At 64.2% G+C, this 20,423-nt stretch carries 16 protein-coding genes and 1 tRNA gene; 13 read left to right on the top strand and 4 right to left on the bottom strand.

Features of this window, described 5'->3' with window-relative positions; genetic code table 11:
• Positions 1-131 precede the first annotated feature (131 nt).
• From XH89_RS20350 to XH89_RS20330, 5 genes are all read left to right on the top strand, one after another.
• Positions 132-1,148 (top strand): amino acid ABC transporter substrate-binding protein, encoded by a 1,017-nt coding sequence (locus XH89_RS20350; protein ID WP_194462229.1) that lies wholly within the window; start codon positions 132-134, stop codon positions 1,146-1,148.
• Positions 1,149-1,171: 23 nt separating this feature from the next.
• Positions 1,172-2,377, top strand: coding sequence for an amino acid ABC transporter permease (locus tag XH89_RS20345; RefSeq protein WP_194462228.1), 1,206 nt, complete (start codon positions 1,172-1,174; stop codon positions 2,375-2,377).
• Positions 2,374-3,894 (top strand): amino acid ABC transporter permease, encoded by a 1,521-nt coding sequence (locus XH89_RS20340; protein WP_194462227.1) that lies wholly within the window; start codon positions 2,374-2,376, stop codon positions 3,892-3,894. The genes XH89_RS20345 and XH89_RS20340 overlap by 4 nt, the downstream gene beginning before the upstream one ends.
• A gap of 11 nt (positions 3,895-3,905) precedes the next feature.
• Positions 3,906-4,643 (top strand): amino acid ABC transporter ATP-binding protein, encoded by a 738-nt coding sequence (locus XH89_RS20335; RefSeq protein ID WP_194462226.1) that lies wholly within the window; start codon positions 3,906-3,908, stop codon positions 4,641-4,643.
• 120 nt (positions 4,644-4,763) lie between these two features.
• Positions 4,764-5,297: a DUF805 domain-containing protein gene (locus tag XH89_RS20330; protein WP_194462225.1), complete on the top strand. Its 534-nt coding sequence runs from the start codon at positions 4,764-4,766 to the stop codon at positions 5,295-5,297.
• Between the two features lie 114 nt (positions 5,298-5,411).
• Here the strand turns inward: XH89_RS20330 and XH89_RS20325 are convergent, their stop codons facing one another.
• The 3 genes from XH89_RS20325 to XH89_RS20315 form a co-directional block, all read right to left on the bottom strand.
• Positions 5,412-6,446, bottom strand: coding sequence for a cysteine synthase A (locus XH89_RS20325; RefSeq protein WP_194462224.1), 1,035 nt, complete (start codon positions 6,444-6,446; stop codon positions 5,412-5,414).
• An 83-nt stretch (positions 6,447-6,529) separates the two neighbouring features.
• Positions 6,530-7,759, bottom strand: a complete 1,230-nt coding sequence (locus XH89_RS20320) for a cyclopropane-fatty-acyl-phospholipid synthase family protein (RefSeq protein WP_194462223.1) — start codon at positions 7,757-7,759, stop codon at positions 6,530-6,532.
• Positions 7,760-7,819: 60 nt separating this feature from the next.
• Positions 7,820-8,161, bottom strand: a complete 342-nt coding sequence (locus XH89_RS20315; protein ID WP_194462222.1) for a hypothetical protein — start codon at positions 8,159-8,161, stop codon at positions 7,820-7,822.
• A 592-nt stretch (positions 8,162-8,753) separates the two neighbouring features.
• Between XH89_RS20315 and XH89_RS20310 the strand changes: the two genes are divergently transcribed.
• The 7 genes from XH89_RS20310 to XH89_RS20280 all read left to right on the top strand — a co-directional run bounded on the left by XH89_RS20310 (position 8,754) and on the right by XH89_RS20280 (position 19,554).
• Positions 8,754-10,196, top strand: coding sequence for an efflux transporter outer membrane subunit (locus XH89_RS20310; RefSeq protein ID WP_194468556.1), 1,443 nt, complete (start codon positions 8,754-8,756; stop codon positions 10,194-10,196).
• Entirely contained in the window at positions 10,186-11,592 is a 1,407-nt protein-coding gene (locus tag XH89_RS20305; protein ID WP_194462221.1) for an efflux RND transporter periplasmic adaptor subunit, read from the top strand. Before XH89_RS20310 ends, XH89_RS20305 begins: the two co-directional genes overlap by 11 nt.
• 37 nt (positions 11,593-11,629) lie before the next feature.
• Entirely contained in the window at positions 11,630-14,776 is a 3,147-nt protein-coding gene (locus XH89_RS20300) for an efflux RND transporter permease subunit (protein WP_194462220.1), read from the top strand.
• Positions 14,776-17,880, top strand: coding sequence for an efflux RND transporter permease subunit (locus XH89_RS20295; protein ID WP_194462219.1), 3,105 nt, complete (start codon positions 14,776-14,778; stop codon positions 17,878-17,880). The genes XH89_RS20300 and XH89_RS20295 overlap by 1 nt, the downstream gene beginning before the upstream one ends.
• A 37-nt stretch (positions 17,881-17,917) precedes the next feature.
• Positions 17,918-18,658, top strand: a complete 741-nt coding sequence (locus XH89_RS20290; RefSeq protein ID WP_194462218.1) for a tRNA-uridine aminocarboxypropyltransferase — start codon at positions 17,918-17,920, stop codon at positions 18,656-18,658.
• Positions 18,659-19,142: 484 nt separating this feature from the next.
• Positions 19,143-19,216, top strand: a tRNA-Cys gene (locus tag XH89_RS20285).
• Between the two features lie 191 nt (positions 19,217-19,407).
• Positions 19,408-19,554 carry a hypothetical protein gene (locus XH89_RS20280; protein ID WP_194462217.1) on the top strand — a complete coding sequence of 49 codons (147 nt, stop codon included), beginning with the start codon at positions 19,408-19,410 and terminating at the stop codon, positions 19,552-19,554.
• Between the two features lie 51 nt (positions 19,555-19,605).
• Here the strand turns inward: XH89_RS20280 and XH89_RS20275 are convergent, their stop codons facing one another.
• The gene (locus tag XH89_RS20275) at positions 19,606-19,800 is read right to left on the bottom strand and encodes a hypothetical protein (RefSeq protein ID WP_194462216.1); all 195 of its coding nucleotides are present in this window, start codon (positions 19,798-19,800) and stop codon (positions 19,606-19,608) included.
• Positions 19,801-20,069: 269 nt separating this feature from the next.
• On the opposite strand from XH89_RS20275, the gene XH89_RS20270 reads away from it, so the two are divergent.
• Complete coding sequence (locus XH89_RS20270) at positions 20,070-20,333, top strand: hypothetical protein (RefSeq protein WP_194462215.1); 264 nt, start codon at positions 20,070-20,072, stop codon at positions 20,331-20,333.
• Positions 20,334-20,423: the final 90 nt, after the last annotated feature.

The following is a 20,423-nucleotide window of genomic DNA, read 5'->3' as shown; positions in this document are numbered from 1 at the left end:
GGATCGGCGAGTGTTCGGCAAGGTTTTCCAGCACGACTCTTGCAAGGCAGGTCCTAAGTAGGATTGCCCCGGCAGAGACGATCCTGAGACAACATTCCTGACCTTGAGACGATCTTGAAAGGCTTCAGCCCATGAAACGCGTAACCCTGGCTCTCTCTCTTGCTCTCGCCGCCGGCCTCTCTGCCCAAGCTGCCGACGCGCAAACGCTCAAGACCGTCAAGGATCGGGACATGCTGTCCTGCGGCGTCAGCCAGGGCTTGCCCGGCTTCTCGGCGCCCGACGACAAGGGCAACTGGACCGGAATCGACGTCGATGTCTGCCGAGCGATCGCGGCCGCGGTCTTGAACGATCCGACCAAGGTCAAGTTCGTGCCGCTGTCGGCCAAGGACCGCTTCACGGCGCTGCAATCCGGCGAAATCGACGTGCTGTCGCGCAACACCACCTGGACGGTGTCGCGCGATACCTCGCTCGGTGCCAACTTCACCGGCGTCACCTATTATGACGGGCAGGGCTTCATGGTGAAGAAGTCGCTCAAGGTCAATTCGGCGTTGGAGCTCAACAGCGCCTCCGTCTGCGTCCAGACCGGCACCACCACCGAGCTGAACCTTGCCGATTACTTCAAAGCCAACAACATGAAGTATGAAGTGATCGCGTTCGGCACGATCGACGAAGCGGTCAAGGCCTACGAGTCGGGGCGCTGCGACGTCTTCACCGACGATTCATCCGGCCTCTATGCCAGCCGCCTGAAGCTGACGAATCCCGCCGATCACGTCGTGCTGCCCGAGATCATTTCGAAGGAGCCGCTGGGTCCGATGGTGCGCCATGGCGATGACCAGTGGTTCGACATCGTGAAATGGACGCTGTTTGCAATGGTCACGGCCGAGGAGCTCGGCATCACCCAGAAGAACGTCGACGAGATGACGAAATCCGACAAGCCGGAGCTGAAACGGGTGCTCGGCACCGACGGCAATCTCGGCGAACAGCTGGGCCTCACCAAGGACTGGGTGATCCGGATCGTGAAGGCGGTCGGCAATTACGGCGAGTCGTTCGATCGGAACGTCGGCGCCGGCTCGCCGCTCAAGATCAGCCGAGGCATCAACGCCCTCTGGACCAAGGGTGGCCTGCAATACGCGCCGCCGATCCGCTGATCGGCAAAGCCGCAGGCTCGCCGATGGGCGTCGAGGCCCGAAAACCGCCACCGCAAACCGCGCTGAAGCTGAGGCGCGCGCTCGGTGGCAAGGCAGGCTGGAACGGCGTCGCCGTCCAGCTTGTCTTTGGCGCGATCCTGGCCTGGATTGCCTATGAGATCATATCGAACGCCCGTACCAACCTGGAAACCCAGCACATCGCCGCCGGTTTCGGGTTCCTGCAAAACAGCGCCAGCTTCGACGTCAATCAAACGCTGATCTCCTATTCGGGGTCGGATACCTATTTCCGCGTATTCCTGGTCGGCGTGCTGAACACGCTGCTGGTCTCGGTGGTCGGCATCTTCTTTTCCACCGTGATCGGTTTCGTCGTGGCGCTCTGCCGTCTGTCACCCAACTGGCTGGTGTCCCGCGTCGGCGGTCTTTATGTCGAGGCCATCCGCAACCTGCCGCTGCTGTTCCAGATCCTGTTCTGGTATCTCGCCGTGCTCGCAGCGCTGCCGGCACCGCGGCAAAGCGTCTCGATCCTTGGTGCCTTCTTCCTCAACAATCGCGGCGTGATCGTGCCGTCGGCGCTGGGGCAGCCTGGCCTCGTACCTTTCCTTGCCGTGCTGGCGCTCGGCCTTGTCGTGTCGCTGGTGCTACACAGCTACGCGAGGTGGGCGCTGTTTGGTCAGGGCCGCGCGATCCGGATCTGGCCATACGTGCTGATATTGCTTGTCGGATTGCCGCTCGCGACGATCCTTGCGTTCGGTCCGCCCGTCAGTTTCGAATTGCCGCAACTCAAGGGATTCAATTTCGCCGGCGGCACGCGGATCATTCCGGAACTCGTGGCGCTGACGGTGGGGCTATCGACCTATACGGCCGCCTTCATCGCCGAGATCGTTCGCGCCGGCATCCTGTCAGTCCATAAGGGGCAGATGGAGGCGGGCTCCTCGCTGGGCCTCAGCCGGGGCGCGACATTGCGGCTGATCGTGGTGCCGCAGGCCATGCGCGTGATCGTGCCGCCGCTCACCAACCAGTACCTCAACCTGACCAAGAACTCGTCGCTTGCGGTCGCGATCGGCTATCCCGATCTCGTCTCGGTGTTTGCCGGCACGACCTTGAGCCAGACCGGACAGGCGATCGAGATCATCGCCATGACGATGGGCGTGTATCTGCTGACCTCGCTCGTCACCAGCGCCGTCATGAGCGTCTATGGCTGGCGCATAAGCCGGAGCCTGGGTGCATGACCGATATCATCGCATCCTCCTATGTCCGGCAAGACCTAGTTGCCGAGCGCCCGGCGCCGGTGAAGACCACCGGCTTTCTCGGCTTCGTCCGCACGCGCCTGTTGAACTCGCCGACGAATATCCTGCTGACGATCCTCGGCCTGTTGCTGGTCTGGTACACCGTCGTTCCAACTGTCAAATTCCTGCTGGTCGACGCGGTCTGGAGCGGCAAGGATCGCACGGCGTGCCTGGCCGAGAATGCCGGCCATCCGGTCGGCGCCTGCTGGCCCTTTATCCAGGCCAAGTTCACCCAGCTCTTCTATGGCTTCTATCCCGAAGCCGAACGCTGGCGGGTCAACCTGACCTTCGCGCTCGGCGCCGTGCTGCTCTTGCCGCTGCTGATTCCGCGGTTGCCGGCCAAGAGCGTGAACGCCGGACTGTTCTTCTTCGCCTTTCCGGCGGTCGCATTCTTCCTGCTGCACGGCGGCGGCATCACCGGCTTCGGCGTCAGTTGGGTCGCGGGCCTGCTGCAATTGTTCGCCGACAGCATCGGCGGAGCGGGAGAGATCTTGGTCGGTTTGAGCAAGACGTCCGCCGTCGGCCCGCTGCCCTGGGCGATCGGCAGCGTCATCGCGCTGCTCGGCACGCTGCTGCATTGGGTCATTTTTCCACTGACGTGGCTGCGCGATCAGATGCAGGCGGCAGGACAGGGGCCCTGGCTCGACTTCCTGATCACTGCCGTGGTCGTCTCGGTGATCCTATTCGTACTCGGTGGCGGCGCACGTGCCGGATCGCGGCCGCTGATCACAAGCCTCGTCTCGTTCGCCGGAATGGCAGCGGTGATCAAGCTGATGGGGCTCGATCACGGCGGCTTGGCGATCGTCGACACGCGGCTGTGGGGCGGGCTCCTGGTGACGCTGGTGATTGCGATTACCGGCATCGTGGCGTCATTGCCAATCGGCGTCGCGCTGGCGCTCGGTCGGCGCTCGACCATTCCCCTGATCCGGATCTTCTCGATCACCTATATCGAGTTCTGGCGCGGGGTGCCGCTGATCACGGTGCTGTTCTTCGCAACCTACATGCTGCCCTTGTTCCTGCCGGGCAACTTCACCGTCGACGGCCTGGTGCGCGCGCTGATCGGCGTTTCGCTGTTCACCGGCGCCTATCAGGCCGAGAACCTGCGTGGCGGTCTGGCGGCGGTGCCGCGCGGGCAGGGAGAGGCGGCCTCCGCCCTCGGCCTGTCCTGGTGGAAGACCACCTCACTGATCGTGCTGCCCCAGGCGCTGCGCCACGTCATTCCCGCCATCGTCAACAGCTTCATTTCGCTGTTCAAGGATACCTCGCTGGTCTCGATCGTCGCGCTGTTCGACCTTCTCGGCTCGCTGCGAGCCTCGTTCGCCGATCCGGTCTGGACGACGCCGTCGACCGCCTTCACCGGCTTCGCGTTCGTCGGCATCATCTACTTCGTCTTCTGTTTTGGAATGTCGCGCTACTCGCTCTTCGTCGAGCGCCGTCTCAACGCCCACCGTCGCAACTGATGGAGCTCACCATGTCCGACCCCATCGTCAAGATTTCCGGCCTCAACAAATGGTACGGCGAGTTTCACGTGCTGCGCGACATCGACCTCGAGGTCGAAAAGGGCGAACGCATCGTGATCTGCGGTCCCTCCGGCTCGGGCAAGTCGACCTTGATCCGCTGCATCAACGCGCTCGAGGAGTTTCAGGAGGGCGAGATCGTCGTCGACGGCATCGAGCTGGGGCCCAACCTCAAGCACGTCGACGCCGTGCGCCGGGAGGTCGGCATGGTGTTCCAGAGCTTCAATCTGTTCCCGCATCTCACCGTGCTGGACAATTGCACGCTGGCGCCGATCTGGGTGCGCAACATCCCCAAGAAGGATGCCGAGGAGACTGCGATGAAATTCCTGGAGCGGGTCAAGATTCCGCACCAGGCCAACAAGTTTCCCGGCCAGATGTCCGGCGGCCAGCAGCAGCGCGTCGCCATCGCGCGCGCCCTGACCATGAATCCCAAGGTGATGCTGTTCGACGAGCCGACCTCGGCGCTCGACCCTGAAATGGTCAAGGAGGTGCTCGACACCATGGTCGACCTCGCCGAGGAGGGCATGACCATGCTGGTCGTGACCCACGAGATGGGCTTTGCCAAGGAAGTCGCCAACCGTGTCGTGTTCATGGACGCCGGCCAGATCATCGAGGCCAACACGCCGAACGAATTCTTCGCCGCGCCCCAGCACGCCCGCACAAAGCTGTTCTTGAGCCAGATCCTGCGCTGATACCCTAAAATTTTACGTAATTCCGTCGTTGTCCGAAAACCATGCCGTCAGCGACGTCGCGGCGCTTCATGCGTCCGAAAGCTCTTGCTGCGCATAAGGCGCCGAAATGGGGTGCCTTCAATGCTCAGTTTCGTGTTCGGCCTCAATGCCCGGCTCGGGCGCTTGCATTTCTTCCTGGCCACGATGGCGCTGGCGATTGTGATGACGGCGATCTGCTTTGGGATCGCGATGGCCACGCTGCGCACGACATCGCCGAGCATGATCCGCCCCGAAGACCTCACAAGGAACTGGGCGATCATTGCCGCGATGATCGTGTTTGGGCTTGCAAGCTTGACGCTGCAGTCGATGCGCCTCCGCGACATTGGCTGGGATCCGGTCTGCGTCATCCCAGCCTGGATCGCACTCATGGTGGTCGATCACATGGTGGCGAGCCGGTATCCGGCCTGGGCGATCGGCCAGGAGCATCAGGGCACGATGGCGGGTGGCCTGGTCAATCTCGCTCTGCTGCTGGCGCTCACCTTCTGGCCGAGCGTCGGCAGCGAGACCTATTCAGATCCCTTCGAACGGCCTGCGCGGGCAGCCAGCAAACTCTCGGCGTCGGACGCGCGCATTGCGCGCGTATCGCAAGGCGGACCGCGTCCGACCTGGCACTAGACGGATCGGCTGTTAGAGCGTTTTCGAGCGAAGTGGATATCGGTTCGCGTCAAGAAAACGCGTCAAAACAAGAATCTAGAGCCCCGTTCCGATTCCATCGGAACGGGAAAGACTCTAGACGAACGGCAGCTTGATGTTGCTGCGCTTCTCCAGCCACTCCGGCACCGGCAGATTCTTGGCACGCATGAAGTCGGCGTTGAACAGCTTCGACTGATAGCGGCTGCCGGAATCGCAGAGAATGGTGACGATAGTCTTGCCCGGTCCAAGCTGCTTCGCGAGACGTATCGCGCCGACGATGTTGATGCCGGTGGACCCGCCGAGGCACAGGCCTTCGTGCTGGAGCAGCTCGTAGATCACGGTGACGGCTTCGGCGTCGGGGATGAGATAGGCATCATCGACCTTCGCACTTTCGACGATCGCGGTCTTGCGGCCGAGCCCGATGCCTTCCGTGATGGAGTCGCCGGGCGTTGCCTTGGCCTCGCCGGTCCGGAAGTATTCATACATGCCGGCGCCGTGCGGATCGGCGCAGGCGATGCGGATGTTCTGGTTCTTCTCTTTCAGAAAACGGCTGGTGCCGGCGAGTGTGCCGCCGCTGCCGACCGAGCAGACGAAGCCGTCGATCTTGCCGCCGGTCTGCGCCCAGATCTCGGGGCCGGTCGAGTCGTAATGGGCCTTGGCGTTGTCGAGATTGTTCCACTGGTCGGCGAACAGCACGCCGTTCGGCTCGGTCTTGCGCAGCTCATCGGCAAGACGGCGGCCGACATGCTGGTAGTTGTTGGGATTGGAGTAGGGCAGTGCCGGCGATTCCAAGAGCTCGGCGCCGCACAGCTTGAGAAAATCCTTCTTCTCCTGGCTCTGCGTCTCCGGGATCACGATCAGCGTGCGATAGCCGCGCGCGCTCGCGACCACGGCGAGGCCGATGCCGGTGTTGCCGGCGGTCGCCTCCACGACGAGGCCGCCCGGCTTCAGCTCGCCGCGCTTCTCGGCTTCGAGGATCATCCATTTGCCGGCGCGGTCCTTGACCGACTGACCGGGATTCATGAACTCGGCTTTGCCGAGAATGGTGCAGCCGGTCAGTTCGGAGGCGCGCTTGAGCTTGATGAGCGGGGTGTTGCCGATGGCTTCGACAACGTCGTTTTTGATGGTCATGTCAGGCAATTACCGGCTGGAGGCGAGAAGTCGTCAGACCCTAAAGTAGGGTCTCCAGCCGCACAAGACGAGGGCGGAAGTTCTTATTGCTGCTTTGCGAAGATGACCTGTCGGACGTCGATATTTCCGGAAAGGAATCCGGCCTCGCAATAGGCGAGATAGTATTCCCACAACCGCCGGAACCGATCGTCGAAGCCTAAGGGCACCAGACACGGCCACGCTGCGCGAAAATTATTCCGCCAGGTGGCGAGTGTCTTGGCATAATCTTGCCCGAAGATGCGCTCGCGGATGACAGGCATACTGAATCGATCTCCGAGCGACTTCAGCACCGCGGGCGAGGGCAGCATGCCGCCGGGAAAAACGTAGCGCTGGATGAAGTCGACCTCGCGCCGGTAGCTCTGGAAAAGCTTGTCCTGGATCGTGATGGCCTGGATGCCGACCAGCCCGCCCGGCAGCAGCCGGTCACGCAGCTGCGCGAAATAGCGCGGCCAGAACTGCTCGCCGACCGCCTCGATCATCTCGATCGAGGCGATCCGGTCATAGCGGTCACGCTCGTCGCGATAATCTTGCAGGCGGATCTCGACCTTCTCGGCGAGGCCCGCCTCCTGGATGCGCTTCTGCGCGAAGTCGCGCTGCTGGGTGGAAATGGTCAATCCGACGACGCGCGCGCCAAACGTCTTGGCGGCGAACTCGGCGAAGCCACCCCAGCCGCAGCCGATCTCGAGCAGCTTCTGGCCCGGCTTGAGGTCGATTGCTTCGGCGAGGCGGCGATATTTGTTGGTCTGTGCGGCGGTCAGGTCCGTCGTCGATTCCTCGAACAGGGCCGACGAATAGGTCATGCTGGGATCGAGCCAGGCCGAGTAGAATGCGTTGCCGATGTCGTAATGGGCGTGGATGTTTCGCCGTGCCTGCCGGCGGGTGTTGCGGTTGAACCAGTGCTGCACCGTCTGCACGAACCGCATCAGCGGCTTGTCGCGCAGCATGGCCTGGATCAGATCGTGGTTGACGCAGAACAGGTAGAGAAACTGCGTCAGATCGGGCGTATCCCAATCGCCGGCGAGATAGGCTTCGGCAATGCCGATGTCGCCGCCATTGATGAGGCGCGAGGCGAAGCCGTAATTGTGCAGCCGCATCGCGGCGTTTGGACCTGGCTCAAGTCCGCCGAGCCGGACGAGGCGCCCATCCGGCAGGGTGACATCGAGCATCCCGCGCCGCAGTCGCGCGCCGAAGGACAGGGCGAGGCGAACGATCCGCGGCAAGTCGGCAAGCACTGTTTCGACGTCATCAGGCGTCACCGAGATGGCATTCGACATCGGCTGATCCATGACCTCAGCGGATACTGTTCGACCGCCCGTCGAGCATGCCCATCCCGGTTAGGTCGCCGGATCCGAGCGCGCCCTGCAAACGGTCAGCGACCAATAATATAGGGCCGCGTTTTGCCGCGCGCCAAGATGGTTTCCGCAGACAGGCTCCCTCCGCGGCTTTCGGTCGTAGAAGCCGGTGTTGATCATCGCGCTCGGCCACCTACGGAAGGTCTCGTCAAACCTCGCGATATCGGTCGTATCGAAATTGGCGGCGATGACACGCCGATCTGTTTCTGACGCACGGCCCGGCAAAAGCGCAGCACGGCGAAATTGCTCGCCGCCGTGATCATTGGACCGGCCAGTGAGGTGACGTACCACCAGGTTGGAAACAGCACCGATGTCGAGACGCACAGTAACATGATCCCGAACGGGGTAGCCCTCATTGTAACCTCAGCCCGCCAGGCCCAGGGGACGCGAATGGAATGTTCAAGAGCCGAAAGGAGGCTCGGCTCGAGAAGTAAGTCAGGCGGGCCGGCGCGTTCGACTGATGTCCTTGGAGAGGATTTGGTCGCCACGTACAGGCGTCCCACATGAGTGCCTGCTAAGCGGCGCTGCGCCGCGGCAAAGATTTCGTTGGAGCGCAGGACTGGCTCGGTGCCTCTGAGGCAAGTGTGGCCGCAATATCACATGAAATCTTTGTAAGCTCGATTGTGTTTCCGAACCTTGCTGGAATCGAAGAAAGGCCTGCAAGACAGGCATATCTTGCAATCCAATGGTCCGGTCGCGGGCATGGTCGGCTGTGCGTTTCGCAGGTGCGGGACTGTCCCGCGGTTCCGCGCCCGGCTAGAATGGATTTCAGGTTTCGCAGAAAGCATCCCGTGAACGCGCTTCAGAAAGGCCTCCGGCCGTCCGCCCGCGAATCGGCTAATCCCGCCGCGCCGCGGCGGCACGATCTGGCGGGCAGGGGGGCGATGTGACACAGCGGACTCCGGCCGCCGCCGCCGTGCGGCAATTCCTGGGTTCGGCGTCCCGGACATTCCGTGCTGTCGCCTTGCTGTGCCTGGCCTCGAGCTCGGGCGCCTGTGTGCTGACCCAGGACCTGCCCGATCCCGCGCTCGACGTTCCCGCGCAATACAAATACGCGGGGAAGGCGGACGTGCCGCCGACGCTGGATTGGTGGCGCGGCTTCCGTTCGGCGGAGCTGACGCAGCTGATGGAGGAGGCGCAGACCGTCAATCTCGACATTGCCGCCGCCGTCGCCCGCATCGTCGAGGCGGACGCCCAGGCGCGGCAGGCGGGCGCAGCGCTGTTGCCAAGCCTGTCGGGAACGGGACAAGAGACCTATTCGCGTACCTCAGGCTCCTCCGCGTCCGGCCTTACCAATGGCGGCCGGGAGGTCGTCAACTACCAGGCGTCGCTGAGCGCCAGCTACCAGCTCGATTTCTGGGGCCAGAACCGCGACGCGCTGCGGACGGCGGAAGAGACCGCCCATGCCAACCGTTTCGATCGCGACACTGTCGCGCTGACGACGCTCGCAGCCGTCGCCAATGCCTATTTCCAGGTGCTGGCCTCGCAGGACCGCCTGCGCACCGCCCAGCGCAATATCGCCAGCGCCCAGCGCATCCTCGATGCCATCCGCGAGCGCCGCAAGGCCGGCACCGGCACCGATCTCGACGTCGCCCAGCAGGAAAGCGTATTGGCCAACCAGAAGGCACTGGTGCCACCGCTGCGCCAGACGCTCGACCAGAACTCCAATGCGCTTGCAGTGCTGGTGTCGCGCCCGCCGGAGAGCGTGCGCCTCGCCGGCGGCTCACTGGATCGGATCGCGATCCCGCGCGTCACGCCAGGCCTGCCGTCGGAGCTGCTGACGCAGCGGCCGGATATCCGCAGGCAGGAGGCGCAACTCGCCTCGGCCACCGCGAATATCGGAAACGCCCGCGCGCAATTCTTCCCGACCATCCAGCTCACCGGCAATGGCGGCTACCAGAGCTCGGCGCTGGTCTCGCTATTCCAGCCGCACGCGGCGTTCTTCCAGCTGGTCGGAAGCGCGACCCAGCCGATCTTCGACGGCGGCAGGATCCTCGGCAATTTCGAATATGCCAAGGCGCGGCAGGACGAGTTGCTCCAGACCTACCGTAAAACCATCGTCCAGGCCTTCACCGACGTCGACAATGCGCTGTTCTCGATCAAGCAGACCACGATCAAGCTGCAATTGCAGCGTGATGTCGTTAACGCCTCACGGCGCGCCTTCGACCTCGCCGAGCAGCAGCTGCGGGCCGGCACGGCCGATATCGTCACCGTGCTCAACACGCAGCTGACATTGTTCCAGGCCGAAGATGCGCTATCTCAGGCGCAGCTCGCACGCCTTCTTGCCATCGTCAGCCTATACCAGGCGCTCGGCGGAGGCTGGGAGCCGCGAATGGAGAAACCGGTCAATGCTCTTTAAGCCGGATACGAAGGACGGCGCGAAAGGCGGGACGGCGAAGACGTCGCGCGGCCGCGGCTTCGTTATGACCCTGATTACGCTCGCGATCCTTGGCGGCCTCGGTTATCTCGGCTGGACGGTGATGCATCAGCAGCCGCAGCAGGCGAACGGCCGCAACCAGCAGCGCCCGGATCTTCCCGTCCCGGTGCTGGCGGCAACGCCTCGCGTCCAGGACGTGCCAGTTTATCTCGATGGTGTCGGCGCCATTCGTGCGCTCAACACGGTCACCGTGCGCTCCCAGGTCGACGGCAAGCTGATCGCCGTGAAGTTCACCGAAGGCCAGGACGTCAAGAAGGGGGACGTGCTCGGGGAGATCGATCCGGCGCTCTACCAGGCGACCTATGACCAGGCCGTCGCCAAGAAGGCGCAGGACGAAGCCCAGCTCGCCAACCAGCGCATCGATCTGACGCGCTATGAGCAGCTGGCGGCCTCCAATGCCGGCTCCAAGCAGCAGGCCGATACCCAGCGCGCCGCGGTCGCGCAGACCGAGGCGCTGGTCAAAGCGGACCAGGCCGCGATCGACAATGCGGCGGCGACGCTGAGCTACACCAAGATCGTCGCGCCCATCTCCGGCCGTGTCGGCCTGCGTCAGGTCGACCAGGGCAACATCATCCACGCCTCCGACACCACCGGCCTCGTCGTCATCACGCAATTGCAGCCGATCGCGGTGTGGTTCAGCCTGCCGCAGCAGCAGATCATGCGCGTGAATGCGGCCGCCGCCAAAGGCGCGCTGTCGGTCGACGTGTTCGGCAATGACGGCATCACCGTGATCGATACCGGCAAGCTCACCGGCATCGACAACCAGGTTGACCAGACCACCGGTACGCTGAGGCTCAAGGCGGAATTCCCCAACGCCAATTACCAGCTCTGGCCCGGCCAGTTCGTCAATGTCCGTCTCAAGGTCGAGACCTTGTCGCAGGCGCTGGTGGTGCCGACGTCGGCGGTCCAGCGCGGGCCGATCGGTACGTTCAGCTATGTCATCGGCGAGGGCGACATCGCCTCGGCGAAACCGGTGACGGTGACCCAGCAGAACGAGCACGACGCCGTGATCGCGAGCGGCCTGTCGCCGAACGATCGGGTCGTCACCACGGGCTTTGCCAATCTGTCCGACGGCTCCAAGGTGATCGTCGGCCGCGACGAGCAGACGCCATCGGCCGACCTCGCCCCGCGCAAACGTACCCGTGCGCCGGATGCCCAGACAAAGGATGGCGCCAAAGAAGGCCAGAAGAACGGGCAGGGCAAGGACAGCGAATTCCGCGCCAAGCGGAAGAGCAGCGAAGGCGACCAGAAGGGCCAGACCGGGCCTGCGCCGGGGCCGGGGGCTCAACCGTCGGGACCTGGAGGCAAGCAGCCATGATCCCGACAACAGCCGCCTGAAGCGGCAGGCCTATCCCATGGGTGTCTCAGAACCCTTCATCCGCCGTCCAATTGCGACCTCGCTGCTCGGCATCGCGCTGCTGATCGGCGGGCTGCTCGGCTATTTCGCGCTGCCGGTCTCCGCCCTGCCGCAGGTCGACTTCCCGACCGTCCAGGTGACGACGCAGCTACCGGGCGCGAGCCCCGACGTGATCGCTTCGCTGATCACCGCGCCCTTGGAGCGCCAGCTCGGCCAGATCCCGTCACTGACGGCGATAAACTCGACGAGCTCGTTCGGGGTCAGCCAGATCTCGCTGCAGTTCGACCTCAACCGCGACATCGACGGCGCGACCCAGGACGTGCAGGCCGCGATCAACGCTGCCGCTGGCGTCTTGCCCAAGACGCTGCCTTATCCGCCGACCTACGCCAAGGTGAACCCGGCCGACGCGCCGGTGATGACGCTGGCGCTGCGCTCGGACACGATCTCGCTGCGGGCGATGAGCGACATCGCCGACACGCTGCTGGCGCAGCGGCTGAGCCAGATCTCCGGCGTTGGCCGCGTGTCCGTGCTCGGCGGCCTGAAGCCGGCCGTGCGCATCCAGGCGGATCTGGCGCGGCTCGCCGCCTATGGCATCGCCATGGAGGACTTGCGCGCTGCCATCGCAAACGCCAACGTCTCGGGTCCCAAGGGCTCGCTCGACGGCGCCCAGCAAGCCTACATCATCGCCGCCAACGACCAGATCGCCGCGGCTGACGCCTACCGTCCCATCATCATCGCCTACCGCAACGGCTCGCCCGTCACGATCGGCGACGTTGCGCAGATCGTCGACGGGCTCGAGAACGACCGCACCGGCGGCTGGTACCAGGGCACACCGGCCGTCATCATCGACATCCAGCGCCAGCCCGGCGCCAATGTCATCGACGTCGTCAAGCAGATCCGCGCCGAGATCCCGAAGGTGCAGCGCGCGATTCCGGCCGGCGTGAAACTGACCATCGTCTCCGACCGCACCGTCACCATTCGCGCCTCCGTCCATGACGTGCAGTTCACGCTGGTGCTTGCCGTCGTGCTGGTGACGCTGGTGGTGCTGCTGTTCCTGCGCTCGCTGCGCGCAACCGTGATTGCGGGCGTGGCGCTGCCGCTGTCGCTGATCACGAGCTTCGGCATCATGTATTTTGCCGGCTTCAGCCTCGACAACCTGTCGCTGATGGCGCTGACGATCGGCACCGGCTTCGTGGTCGACGACGCCATCGTGATGATCGAGAACATCGTCCGCCACATGGAGAATGGCGACAACGCGATGACGGCCTCGCTGAAGGGCGCCAGCGAAATCGGCTTCACCGTGATTTCGCTGACGGTGTCGCTGATCGCGGTGTTCATCCCGCTTTTGTTCATGTCGGGCCTGGTGGGACGCATGTTCCGCGAATTTGCGCTGACGCTGACGATCGCGGTCGTGACCTCGGCCGTGGTCTCGCTGACGCTGACGCCGATGATGTGCTCGCGGCTGCTCAAGCACGCCCATCAGGAGCTGGCGGTGCCGGGACTTGCCGCCATCAGCCGCTTCATCGACCGCACCGTCGAATTCTACCACCGCACGCTGCTCTGGGTGCTGGAGCGCCAGCGCGCCACGCTGATCGTGACCTTTGCCACGCTGATTGCGACCCTGGTTCTCTACGTCGTCGCGCCCAAGGGTTTTCTGCCACTCCAGGACACGGCCTCGATCACGGCGGTGACGGAAGCCGGCCCTGATGTCTCCTTCGCCGAAATGCAGAAGCGGCAGGCCGAAGCTGCCGACGCCATCAAGGCCGATCCAGACGTGACAGGCGTGGTGTCGGTGATCGGCGCGGGCTCGGTCAACCCGACCACCAATGTCGGCCGTCTCGTCATGACGCTGAAGCCGCGCGGCGAGCGGCGCGACGATGTCGGCGCGGTCATCGTCCGGCTCAAGGAGAAGGTCGCCGGCATTCCCGGCATGACCGTCTATTTCCAGCCGGTGCAGGACGTGCAGATCTCGACCCAGTCGAGCCGTTCGCAATACCAGTATACGCTGACCGGCACCGATGCGGCGTTGGTCTCGGAATGGGCGCGAAAACTCGTCGATGAGATGCGGCGCGATCCCTTGTTCCGCGACGTCTCCTCGGAGGCGCAGGAAGGCGGCCTGCGCGCGCAGCTCGAGGTCGACCGCACCCGTGCCGGCCAGCTCGGCGTCAGCCTGCAAGCCATCACCGACACGCTCAACGACGCCTTCGCGCAGCGGCAGATCTCGACCATTTACGGCCAGGCCAACCAGTACCGCGTGGTGCTGGAGGCGCTGCCGATGTACCAGCGCGATCCCTCGATCCTGTCGAAGCTCTATCTGCCGGGCGGGGCGAGCGCGACCGCCGGTGCGCCCAACGCGCAAGTGCCGCTCGACGCGGTGGCGACGCTGAAGCGCACCACGGCGCCTCTCGCCATCTCGCACCAGGCACAATTCCCGGCGATCTCGCTCAGCTTCAACCTCGCGCCGGGCGCGGCGCTTGGCGACGCGGTCGAGGCGGTAAAGACGATCGAGACCCGCATCGAGATGCCCAACAGCATCGTCGGCGTCTATGCCGGCGATGCCGCCGAATTCGCCAAGGCGCTCGCCGGCCAGCCCTGGCTGCTGCTCGCCGCCGTGATCACGATCTACATCGTGCTGGGCGTGCTCTATGAGAGCTACATCCACCCGATCACCATCCTCTCGACGCTGCCATCGGCCGGCGTCGGCGCCATTCTGGCGCTGATCCTGTGCGGACAGGATCTCTCGGTCATCGGCCTGATCGGCATCATTCTGCTGATGGGCATCGTCAAGAAGAACGCGATCATGATGATCGACTTCGCGCTGGAAGCCGAGCGCGGGCAGGGCATGCCGGCCCATGAGGCGATCGTGCAGGCCTGCCTGTTGCGCTTCCGTCCGATCATGATGACGACGCTGGCCGCCCTGTTCGGCGCGCTGCCGCTGGCGATCGAGAGCGGCACCGGCGCCGAGCTGCGCTTTCCGCTCGGCATCTCCATCATCGGCGGCCTGCTGCTGAGCCAGCTGCTGACGCTCTACACCACGCCGGTGATCTATCTCGCGCTCGACCGCATCAACCGCCGCCTCGAGCAGGCGTTGCCGCCGCCGGAGCCCGAGGCGCCGGCGGCGGGGGCGACCGAGGGGATGCAGTGATGGCATCGATCTCGGAGCCCTTCATCCGCCGGCCCGTCGCGACCACGCTGCTGTCGATCGGGCTGTTCCTGCTGGGCGCCGTCGCTTACGAGTTCCTCCCCGTCGCCTCGGTCCCCAACGTGGACTTCCCCGCCATCTTCGTCGCGGCGAACCGGCCCGGCGCCGACCCGTCCGTGATGGCTGCGACCGTGGCCGCGCCGCTGGAGCGGCGGCTCGGCGAAATCGCGGGCATCAACCAGATCACCTCGACCTCGTCGCTCGGCACCTCCAACATCCAGCTCCAGTTCGATATCGGCCGCAACATCGACAAGGCCGCCCGCGACGTGCAGGCGGCCATCAATGCTGCGCTGGTCGACCTGCCGAGCGACCTGCCGGCGCTGCCGCGCTTCCGCAAGGCGAACACCGCCGGCGCGCCGGTCTTCGTGCTGGCGCTGACCTCGAAGACGCTGTCCGCCAGCGCGATCTACGACGTCGCCGATACCGTACTGGCGCAGCGCATCTCGCAAGTGCCCGGCGTCGGCGATGTGACCGTATCGGGTGCCGATCAGCCGGCGGTGCGGATCCAGCTCAACCCTGTGGCATTGTCGAATGCGGGGATTTCCACCGACAACGTCAGGACTGCGATCGTCAACGCCAACCCGCTCGGCCCCGTCGGCATCTTCAACGGCGAGCGCCAGAGCGAGACGCTGGCGCTCAACCGGCAGATGCGCACGGCCAAGGAATTCGGCGACATCGTCATCAAGAGCGCGAGCGGCAATTTCGTCCGGCTCTCTGACGTCGCCGACATCGAGGACAGCGTCCGCAACGCGCGCTCGATCGCCTGGTTCAACAAGCAGCCGGCCGTGCTGATCCAGATCACCAAGCAGGGCGATGCCAACGTCATCGATACCGTCGACAGGGTGAAGGCGCTGATTCCCGAGCTGAAGCAATGGATTCCGGCTGGCGTCGACGTCTCCACTCTGGTCGACCGCACCTCGACGATCCGCGCCAGCGTGATGGACATGCAGTGGACGCTGCTCGCCACGGCTATCCTTGTCATGGTCGTGGTGTTCGTGTTCCTGCGCCGCATGACCCCGACGATCGCTGCCGGCATCTCGGTGCCGCTTGCGCTGGCCGGCACCTGCGCCGGGATGTGGGTCGCCGGCTTCTCGATCGACAATCTGTCGTTGATGGCGCTGGCGATCTCGGTCGGCTTCGTGGTCGACGACGCCATCGTCATGATCGAGAACATGTTCCGCAATCTCGAGCACGGCATGCGGCCGATGCAGGCGGCGCTGGAGGGCGCCAGGCAGATCGGCTTCACCGTAGTCTCGATCAGCCTGTCGCTGATCGCGGCGTTCACGCCGCTGATCTTCATGGACGGCATTGTCGGGCGGCTGCTGCGCGAATTCTCGCTGACGCTGACCTTCGCGATTCTGGTCTCGACGCTGGTGTCGCTGACGGTCACGCCGATGATCTGCGCCCATTACGTCCGGCAGACCACGTCGGGATCCGCCACGCTGTTCGACCGCCTGATCGAGGGCTCGCTGTCGCGGATCGTCGCGTTCTACGCCCGCACGCTGCGGGCCGTGCTCGAGTTTCCGCTGCTGACGCTGCTGGTGTTCTTCGCCACCATTGGGCTAACGGTGCTGCTCTACGCCAAGGTGCCGAAGGGCTATTTCCCGACGGATGATTCCGGTTTCGTCATCGGCGCGACGCGCGCCTCGGCCGACATCTCGTTCCAGTCGATGCTGAATCTGCAGCAGCGGCTGGCAGACATCGTGATGAAAGATCCGGCCGTGGCCGGCATCGGCTCGACGGTCGGCAGCGGTGTCGGGCCGGGCGCTGCGACCTCCAACCGGGGCACCATGTTCATCAGCCTGAAGCCGCCGGAAGAACGCGATCACGTCTCGACCCAGGTGGTGATCGATCGGTTGCGAAAGGCATTGTTTCCCGTACCCGGCATCCGCCTGTTCATGTTCGCCGCGCAGGATGTCCGTGCTGGCGGTCGGCAGAGCGATTCCAATTACCAATATACGCTCTCAAGCACCGACCTCGACCTGCTGCAGAAATGGGCGCCGATCGTGGCCAAGCGCATGGAGACGGTCGAGGGCATCACCGACATTTCGAGTGACCGCGATCCCGGTGGACTTCAGCTCACATTGAACATCGACCGCCAGAGGGCAGCAACGCTCGGTGTCAAGGTCCAGGACATCGACAATGCCCTGAACAACGCCTTCTCACAGCGCCAGATCTCGATCATCTACACCCAGCGCAATCAGTACATGACCGTGCTCGAGATCGATCCGAAGTTCCAGGTCGATCCCTCCAATCTCGAACGCATCTACGTCGCCGGCGCAGGCGGCGCGCAGGTGCCGCTCTCGGCCGTGGTGCACGCGACACGCGGGCTTGCCGCGCTCGCAGTCTATCATTCGCAGTCGGTGCCCTCGACCACGGTGTCGTTCAACACCTTGCCGGACGTGGAGCTGCAGGCCGCCACGCAAAACATCCAGCGCGCGGTCGATGAATTGCACATGCCCGAGGGCATCCGCGGCAGCTTTGACGGCAATGCCGGCGATTTCGCCAGGACCAGCGGCCGGCAGCCGCTCTTGATCCTCGGCGCGTTGGTGGCGATGTATATCGTGCTCGGGGTGCTCTACGAGAGTCTCGCCCATCCGCTCACGATCATCTCGACGCTGCCCTCGGCCGGGCTCGGGGCGCTGCTGGCGCTCCAGATCACCAATACGCCGCTGACGGTGATCGCCTTCGTCGGCATCATCCTGCTGATCGGCATCGTCAAGAAGAACGGCATCATGATGGTCGACTTCGCGCTCGATGCCGAGCGCCAGCGCGGCCTGTCATCGGCCGAGGCGATCTTCGAGGCCTGCCAGGCGCGCTTCCGACCGATCGTGATGACGACCATGGCGGCGCTGTTCGCCGGCCTTCCGCTGGTCATCGCGACCGGGCCGGGCACGGAGCTGCGCCGTCCGCTCGGCATCACCATCATCGGCGGCCTGTTCGTCTCGCAGGTCCTGACGCTCTACACCACGCCCGTGATCTACCTTTTGATCGACCGCCTGCGCCGACGGTCGGAGCCGCGCGCGCTGGCGGCCCCGGCGGAATAGGTTGTTGAACGGCCGCACCAAGCGTATAGCGGCGACCATGTCGAACCCAGCCCAAACCATGGCCGCCGCGCCAGAGCCTGTCCCCGAATGCCCGCACTGCCAGAAGCCGATGCCGCTCTGCATCTGCGACAGTGTCACGCCGATCGAGAACAAGCTGTCGCTCCTGATCCTGCAGCATCCGCAAGAGCAGGACAGGGCGCTCGGCACCGCCCGGTTGCTGGCGAAGCATTTCGCCGATGCGACCGTGAAGGTCGGCCTGTCCTGGCCGAGCCTGTCCAAGGCGCTTGGTCATCCGATCGAGAACGCCTCGCACTGGGCTGTGCTCTATCTCGGCTCGGCGCGCGCCGCCGACCTCGACGTGGAGGGAGAGATCGTCGCGCTCAACCGCAAGGGCGAGGTCGCGGAGAACCAGCGCGCCATCTTCAACAAGCTCGAAGGCGTGGTGCTGCTCGACGGCACCTGGAGCCAGGCCAAGGCGCTGTGGTGGCGCAATCCCTGGATGCTGAAATGCCAGCGCGTGATCCTCAACCCGAAGCACCCCTCGCGCTATGGCCGCCTGCGTCGCGAGCCGCGCAAGGACGGACTGTCGACCATCGAGGCAGCCGCGACGCTGCTGGCGGGGCTCGAGCGTCGCCCTGACATCGCCGAGACGCTGAACGCCAGTTTTGAACGGCTGTTGACACGCTACCGCGAGGTTCAGGCCGAGATGCCCGAACTGGCGCCAAAGCCGGCAGCCAAAGGCCGCCGGCGCGACTTCCGCCGCGGCAAACGGTCCTGACTTGAGCCTGTCCCGCCCCGTATGTCCGCGATTGCACCTCAAGATGACAACGGAATCGTCTCGACGCGCAGACATGGGCGGCACTGGAATGTGTGCACAGCGGGCAGATCGAGGATGGCCGGGAGGGTCGCCAAGAACGTCATCGGACGTCGGCAGCCTGAGCAGATCAGGATTGGTGGAGCGGCGTTGACCGGGGCGGACATCATATGCCCAGCAGGTTACGGCCGCCGGTGACCGAGATCATGCCGGGTCAACTACTGGGAACGCTATCGAAAGTCGGCAGCTTGGCCAGTCTTTCGCACGCTGGGTTGACCGGCCGGACGCGGCCCTATATTCGAGTGGCACCTTCGGACCGCTCCGAAGGCGTGGAGACTTCTTGGGGGACTTGTACCGTTTTCGTCCGTGTTTGTGCGTTTCGCGCAGGCCATTGAGAATGGTTCAGGTTATCCTTACCCACTGACAAAACTTGTCTTTTCGACAACGGGGCCACGTGGCGGAGTGGTTACGCAACGGTCTGCAAAACCGTGTACACCAGTTCAATTCTGGTCGTGGCCTCCATCACAACTCTCTAATATTTCAGTAGAAAATCGAATTCCCTGGCGGTTCCGCGAGCGCCGCGGACGGCGACCTGCCGCTATGCCGCACCGTGTTCGCCCGGGGGTAGTTGGAAACCCGCGATTCAGGTGGTCTGGCACAGAGTTCGCATTGGCAGGGTGATGCAGTCCCAACAACCGAGCGCTGGAGAGCACGTGGGCGAGATCGTCCGATTTATCCCGAAGTCCGAGCTGGAGCGTGCTCGCCTCATCGCCGAGGCGCGCGCGATCTATGACAGCATCTTTCCGCCGGCCGCGCCCGAGCGGGCGCCGCAGGACGACGAGGAGAGCGTCAAGAACTGATCGTGGCTCGCGTAGCCGCGGGGGCTCGGCTTCAGGCTTGGCTGCGAGGTCTCAGCAGGCGGCGTACCAGCCGTCCGGAAACGGCAGCAGGGGCCAGGCGCCCTCATTGTCATTGGCCGCTTTGGGCCTCGTGTGAAAGCTCCACGAGCGGGGCACGAAATCCTCCTGCGGCGCAGGCGCAAAATCTTCGTTGATCATGGCGTCCCGCACGGCATCCAGCATCAAGTTGAATTCGGCTTCGCTCATCACACCCTCGCACAACGCGGATGGCGCAATGTCGCAAAGCCGATTTGTTACCCGATTGACCCGATCGTTCGCATTTTAACGATCAGGCGATCAGGACCGGTTTGGTTAGCGATTTCTGAAAAGCCCCCAGAAAACCCCACTGGAACCCTAGGCGTCCTAGGGCAGCAACCAGTGTGAAAGAGATCACATCCCCCGCGGTTTATTCCTCCTATCTCTTTGCCCAGACCGGCCAACGGCGGCCGGGCGGGCGGGCAGACAGGAGACTGGTCATGAAGGCGAGGTTCTTGCGGTTTGCGGGTGTGAGAAGCCGGGCGCATGGCGCCTCGACGGTCGGGCTGTTCCTGACGCTGTTTGCCAGTGCCGCCCAGGCGCAGCAGAGCACACCGGAGCAGCGCAAGGCCTGCACGCCCGACGTCTATCGGCTGTGCGCTGGCGAAATCCCCAATGTCCGGGCCATCACGGCCTGCCTGCGGCGTAACCGCTCAAGCTTGAGCGAGCATTGCCGCAGCGTGTTCGACCAAGCCGGCGGCTGACCTCCTTGTGGATTTGTGCGCAGCAAGTGCTTTGCGATTCCAGCGTAAATCGTTCAGGCGACGGCTGTGGATATGCTGCGGACAAGTTGT

The organism is Bradyrhizobium sp. CCBAU 53340, assembly GCF_015291645.1.
Classification (GTDB): Bacteria; Pseudomonadota; Alphaproteobacteria; order Rhizobiales; family Xanthobacteraceae; genus Bradyrhizobium.
Note: the sequence above shows the minus strand (reverse complement) of the source record. Positions and strands in the feature narration are given on the sequence as shown.